The 6659-nt window shown below is 42.6% G+C and carries 5 protein-coding genes; 4 read left to right on the forward strand and 1 reads right to left on the reverse strand.

The annotated features are described in order from the left end of the window. Window positions 1-74: 74 nt before the first annotated feature. Complete coding sequence (gene gorA, locus ADI76_RS05245; RefSeq protein ID WP_049515023.1) at window positions 75-1424, reverse strand: glutathione-disulfide reductase; 1350 nt, start codon at window positions 1422-1424, stop codon at window positions 75-77. A gap of 179 nt (window positions 1425-1603) precedes the next feature. Here gorA and ADI76_RS05250 point away from each other — a divergent pair, with 179 nt between their 5' ends. The 4 genes from ADI76_RS05250 (at window position 1604) to lysS (ending at window position 6538) form a co-directional block, all read left to right on the forward strand. After that, window positions 1604-2761: an efflux RND transporter periplasmic adaptor subunit gene (locus tag ADI76_RS05250; protein ID WP_049515024.1), complete on the forward strand. Its 1158-nt coding sequence runs from the start codon at window positions 1604-1606 to the stop codon at window positions 2759-2761. Continuing rightward, the gene (locus ADI76_RS05255; protein ID WP_003002759.1) at window positions 2745-3440 is read left to right on the forward strand and encodes an ABC transporter ATP-binding protein; all 696 of its coding nucleotides are present in this window, start codon (window positions 2745-2747) and stop codon (window positions 3438-3440) included. The genes ADI76_RS05250 and ADI76_RS05255 overlap by 17 nt, the downstream gene beginning before the upstream one ends. Beyond that, window positions 3440-4777, forward strand: coding sequence for an ABC transporter permease (locus tag ADI76_RS05260; protein ID WP_049515025.1), 1338 nt, complete (start codon window positions 3440-3442; stop codon window positions 4775-4777). Before ADI76_RS05255 ends, ADI76_RS05260 begins: the two co-directional genes overlap by 1 nt. Window positions 4778-5047: 270 nt before the next feature. Beyond that, a complete protein-coding gene (gene lysS / locus ADI76_RS05265) occupies window positions 5048-6538 on the forward strand; it encodes a lysine--tRNA ligase (RefSeq protein ID WP_049515026.1) in 1491 nt (496 codons plus the stop codon). The last annotated feature ends 121 nt before the right edge of the window (window positions 6539-6659 follow it).

Genomic DNA, 6659 nt, shown 5'->3' on the forward strand with positions numbered 1-6659 from the left:
CTCAACTGTGCGGAGGTGGGACGACGAAATCGAATTCTAACGAATTACCGATTTCTGTCCCACGCTCTTATTTTTTATCTCATTGTCACAAATTCTTCGGATCCGGTTGGGTGAATGGCGACAGTTGCATCGAAATCGGCTTTTGTCGCTCCCATCTTGATAGCAACTGCAAATCCTTGGATCATTTCATCGACTCCGTAGCCAAGACCATGAAGGCCAACGACCCTTTCTTCGGGACCAGCAGTGATGAGTTTGAATTTTGCTTGCTGGCGGTGTTGGGTAACAGCAGTGTACATGGAAGCAAATTGAGAAGTATAGACTTTGATATGCTCTTTTCCATAAGTTTGCTGGGCTTCTTCCTCCGTTAGGCCAACGGTTCCGATAGCGGGGTGAGAAAAGACAACAGTCGGGATATTTGTATAATCCATTTTGGCATTGACTTTTCCATTGAATAGTCGTTCAGAAAGAGTGCGTCCAGCTTTAATAGCGACAGGGGTTAATTCTTTTTCTCCTGTGACATCCCCAAGAGCATAGATTCCTGGAATAACTGTATTCTGGTATTCATCCACTGCAATGAATCCTTTTTCATTTAAGGTGACGCCTGCAGCTTCTAGATTGAGATCCTGGACATTTGGTTTTCGTCCTGTTGCCCAGATAACATGATCTGCCACGTGGCTGGTCATATCTTCAAAATAAATCTTCACACGACCATCTTCTAATTTTTCAAGCTTCATGGGAACCTTGTGTTTGTGAAGCGGAAGGTTTTGTTTTTCCATTTCTTCCATTAAGCCATCGACAATGTAGGAATCAAACTTTCTTAATGGACGATTACCGCGAACGAAGAGATCGGTCTGAACACCAAGGGCATGGAGCACACCGGCTAGTTCCACTGCGATGTAGCCAGCTCCAATAATGGCAACAGATGTAGGAAGTTCTTCCCAAGCAAAGACATCATCAGAAGTTTCGCCAAATTCAGCTCCAGGAACAGAAGGAATAAAGGGATGGGCACCGGTCGCAATTACGATATGCTTGGCCTTAATGGTTTCTCCATTTACCTCAACCGTATGAGCATCCACAAAACGGGCACGTCCTTCAATTCGTTCAACCCCATTGCGTTTGAAACTGCCATCATAGGAATTACGGGAACGGTCAATATAGGCTTCGCGATTTTTTCTTAAGGTTGCAAAATCAAATTTTGTCTGTTCAGAAGTAAATCCATAGTCTGGTCCATAATCGCGAATTGCTTCTGCAATTTGTGCACCATACCACATAATCTTTTTAGGCACACATCCTCTGTTGACACAGGTGCCACCCAATTGTTTTTCTTCAATGACAGCAGCGCGCGCTCCGTACTCTCCAGCCCGGTTCATCGTAGCGATTCCTCCACTACCTCCACCGATTGAAATAATATCAAATTCTTTCATGTTTTCCTCCTAAATGGGACTTCAGTTTGATTGTAATATCAACTGTTACAAAAGTCAAGGGTTTAGCATGTTACCAAGCATTTAAATTTCATGTTGCCGTGTCAATTTTAGATAGAAAAGTAAGGAAATATGGTATACTATGGTATAGAATAAAACGCTTTCTTTGATGGAGAAAAACGATGAAGAAATTGAAAAAATGGCAACTATTTACAGCTGCAGGTGCAGCAATTGTGGTGATTGGAACAGGAAGTGTGATGATGTTTTCGCACCCAAGTACACTTGATCAAGCAGTCACGAAAGAAACTCCAATGGTGCAAACGGTCAAGGATGGATCGATCGCTTCTTCGGTCTTGTTAACTGGGAAAGTCACTGCCAACCAGGAACAGTATGTCTATTTTGATGGAACCAAAGGGGATTTGCAGTCAATTTTGGTCAATGTAGGAGATCAAGTAACAGCCGGTCAGCCGATTGTTCAGTATAGCAGTACAGAGGCCCAAACAGCTTACGATGCAGCCGTTCGTGCTGTCAATAAGGCAGATCGTCAGTTAAATGATTTACTGACAAATGGTGTGACCATTGATACGACAGGAGATGAAGAAGCAGATGCCAAGTCAGCTTCACAGACCCAACGCACGGTTGATTCTCAAGCTAGTGATTTACGAGATGCCAAGTCTGATGCGGTTGATAATATGAACAAGGCTAAGTCACTTCTGGATGCGACGACAGTCAAGAGTAATACAGATGGCACTGTCGTTGAAGTCAATAAAGATGTTTCAAAATCAACCACGGGTACCAATCAAATTCTGGTACATATTGTGAGCAACGGTCACTTACAAGTCAAAGGAGAATTGTCTGAATACAATTTGGCCAATATCTCTGAAGGTCAGGAAGTGGTTCTCACTTCCAAAGTTTATCCGGATAAAACCTGGACAGGAAAGATTTCTTATGTAGCCAACTATCCGGCTGACGCGGGTCAAGCAGGTGCCAACGCAGCAGGTGGAACACAAGGAAGTGGGGGAGCCAAGTACCCATTCACAGTAGATATTACCAGTGACATTGGGGAACTCAAACAAGGCTTTTCTGTCAATATTGAAGTCAAAAGTTCTACTCAACATCCACTAGTTCCCGTGACCAGTGTCTTGGCTGATGGAGATACGAGTTATGTATGGACGGTCGAAAATGGTAAGGCTAAGAAAGTAAAAGTGACGCTTGGTAACGCCGATGCAGAAAACCAGGAAATCTTGTCAGGCTTGAAGAAAGATGCCCAAGTTATTGTGAATCCTAATGAGAAACTGGAAGATGGAAAAGAGATCGGAAAATATGACAAAATTGATTGAACTAAAAGGAATCAATAAAACCTATAAAAATGGAGACCAGGAACTTCGTGTCTTAAAAGATATCGATTTAGAAGTCGAAGAGGGCGAGTTTGTGGCTATTATGGGCCCATCTGGCTCAGGAAAATCAACCTTGATGAACGTCATTGGCTTGTTGGACAGGCCGACCAGTGGAGAATATTTCCTAGAAGGCCAGGAAGTCGGAAATCTCAGTGAGAAAAAATTAGCGCGTGTTCGAAATGAACAGATTGGTTTTGTCTTTCAACAATTCTTTCTTCTCTCCAAGCTCAATGCCTTTCAAAATGTAGAACTCCCTCTCATTTATGCAGGGGTTCATCCTGCTAAAAGAAAGGAATTAGCTGAGCAATATCTTGAAAAGGTAGAGCTTCATTCTCGCATGCACCATTTGCCTTCGGAACTCTCTGGAGGTCAAAAACAGCGGGTTGCGATAGCTCGAGCTCTCGTCAATCAGCCAGCCATCGTCTTAGCAGATGAGCCGACTGGTGCCCTAGATACTAAGACGGGAGAGCAAATAATGGACTTGTTAACCAAGCTGAACCAAGAAGGAAAGACCATTATCATGGTTACACACGAACCAGAAATTGCAGCTTTTGCTCATCGTCGCATTGTTATTCGTGATGGAGTGATCTCCTCAGATAGCAAGCTGGAAAGGGGGACCTAATGCAAAATTGGAAATTTGCGATCAGCTCGATTATGAGCCATAAATTACGGTCTTTCTTGACCATGGTGGGGATCATTATAGGAGTTGCCTCTGTTGTTGTCATCATGGCTCTTGGAGATGGCATGAAAGCTGGTGTTACTAAGACCTTCACTAAGGACCAAGAATATGTACAAATCTCCTATTCTCCCAATAAGAGTGGTTATGTAACTGGGATCAATATTGGTCCCTCTGAAGATACAGGAGAAGGCGGAGGTGAAAGTGGCCCTGCAGCTGAAGATCGAGGGATGGCTGCTCCATCGGATATCGAGGGAGAAAATGCTGAAGATATTGATGGTCAAGTCAAGGAAGCACCACCAGTTGTGCAAGAATCTTGGGTCAAGGAATTAACCAAGATTCAAGGTATCGATGGTTACTATGTTGGCAATACCTCCAATGCAACCATTGCTTTTCAAAAGAAAAAAGCAGACGGGGTGAATATCCAAGGGGTAAATGAGACCTATTTTTCTGTTAAAAAAGTTGAGCTCTTATCTGGACGAAAATTAACCCCTGCAGACTATAGTAATTTCTCCCGGGTGGTGCTCCTTGATGAAGGGTTAGCACAACAATTATTTGGATCTGAGAATCCGCTGAATCAGGTGGTCTCTGTTGGAGACAACAATTATCGGGTTGTTGGTGTATTTAAAGATCCAAATGCGGGGACAGCTCTTTACGGAGCTTCTTCAGGTGGTAGTGCCCTAATGGCCAATACCCAGCTAGCTTCTGAATTTGGAACAGACGAGATTCAGAACATCGTCGTTCACGTTCCAAATGTGAAACAAATCAAATCTGTTGGGATCGAAGCTGCTCAAAAGCTAACAGAGCTTTCAGGTGTTCGCCAAGGGGAATTCCAAATCTTTAATTTGGATAGCATCCTAGAGGAAACCAACAAAGTGGTCGGAATTATGACGACAGTAATTGGGGCTATTGCAGGGATTTCCCTCTTGGTTGGTGGGATAGGAGTCATGAATATCATGCTTGTCTCTGTTACCGAACGGACGAGAGAAATCGGTCTTCGCAAGGCTTTGGGAGCAACCCGAGGTAAGATTCTGGTTCAATTTTTGATAGAATCTATGGTCTTGACCATCATTGGAGGGCTGATTGGTCTTGGACTTGCTTATGGTGTGAATAGCTTAATTACTTCCCTTGCTGCAGCCTCCTTAGAAGGACCACCGATTATTTCCTTAAATGTCGCAATCGGTAGCATTATTTTCTCTGCTTTTGTAGGCATTCTCTTTGGAATTTTACCAGCAAATAAGGCTTCTAAGTTAAATCCGATCGAAGCACTGCGTTATGAATAAAAAATAGGAGCGAGTCAGGATGAATGGATCAAGATTCACCACGCTCCTTTTTTATGTTTTTGTTGAATGGTATATCGAAACCTTTTTAATTATCTTGCCTTAGATAGTTCATGCTATTTGGGGAGTCAACGACGGTGTTCTGATATTTTTGAGTATTCATTCAAGAAGCTGCATTTTTTCTTCCATCTTATTTTTGTTTAATTGGTAAATATTAGTGAATTTCTGGTCTAAATATGATAGAATAGGGAAGAATAACTTAGGAGGTTCCAAATGACTACTGAACATATGGAAGAATTGAATGACCAGCAGATTGTCCGTCGTGAGAAAATGGCGGCTCTTCGTGAACAAGGAATCGATCCATTTGGAAAGCGATTCGAACGTACTGCAAATTCAGGTCAATTAAAAGAAAAATATTCAGAATTAGATAAAGAACAACTCCACGACTTGAACGAAACAGCTATTATTGCGGGTCGTCTCGTAACAAAACGTGGAAAAGGAAAGGTTGGCTTTGCCCATCTTCAAGACCGTGAAGGTCAAATTCAGATCTACGTTCGTAAGGATGCTGTTGGAGAAGAAAACTACGAAATCTTCAAAAAAGCAGACCTTGGTGATTTCCTTGGTGTTGAAGGGGAAATCATGCGCACAGACATGGGTGAACTTTCGATTAAAGCAACTCATATCACTCACTTGTCAAAAGCCCTTCGTCCTTTACCTGAAAAATTCCACGGACTTTCAGATGTTGAAACCATCTATCGCAAACGTTATTTGGATTTGATTTCAAACCGTGAAAGCTTCGAACGTTTTGTAACTCGCTCAAAAATTATCTCTGAAATCCGTCGTTATTTAGATGGTCAAGGATTCCTTGAAGTGGAAACACCAGTGCTTCATAATGAAGCTGGTGGTGCGGCTGCTAAACCATTTATCACTCACCACAATGCACAAAACATTGACATGGTACTTCGTATCGCGACTGAGCTTCACTTGAAACGTTTGATTGTTGGTGGGATGGAACGCGTTTACGAAATCGGACGGATCTTCCGTAACGAAGGAATGGATGCTACTCACAACCCTGAATTCACTTCGATCGAAGTCTACCAAGCTTATGCTGACTTCCACGATATCATGGACTTAACAGAAGGTATTATCCAACATGCTGCGAAAGCGGTCCATGGTGATGGTCCAATCGACTACCAAGGAACAGAAATCAAAATCAATGAACCATTCAAACGGGTTCACATGGTTGATGCGATCAAAGAAATCACAGGTATTGATTTCTGGCAAGACATGACCTTTGAAGAAGCTGTAGCACTTGCAAACGAAAAACATGTACCAGTTGAAAAACATTACACAGAAGTGGGACAAATTATCAATGCTTTCTTCGAAGAATTTGTTGAAGAAACCTTGACGCAACCAACTTTTGTTTATGGTCACCCAGTAGCAGTGTCACCTTTGGCTAAGAAAAATCCAGAAGACCCACGCTTCACTGACCGTTTCGAACTCTTCATCATGACCAAAGAGTATGCCAATGCCTTCACGGAATTGAATGATCCGATCGATCAATTGCAACGTTTTGAAGCGCAAGCGCGTGCGAAAGAATTGGGAGATGACGAAGCTACAGGCATCGACTATGACTACGTTGAAGCCCTCGAATATGGTATGCCACCAACAGGTGGACTTGGAATTGGTATTGACCGCCTCGTTATGTTGTTGACCAATGTGACAACGATTCGTGACGTTCTTCTCTTCCCAACAATGAAATAAGCTAAAAGAAAACACTGATTTTGCGATCAGTGTATCAGATTGAAGAAAAAGTCTTCTAAAAAACTTTCCTTAGGTGAGTACGGACGTCAGCGAACTTCTACGAAGTTCCATGACTAATTAT

Origin of the sequence: Streptococcus parasanguinis (genome assembly GCF_001074805.1) — a bacterium.
GTDB classification, from domain to species: Bacteria; Bacillota; Bacilli; order Lactobacillales; family Streptococcaceae; genus Streptococcus; species Streptococcus parasanguinis_A.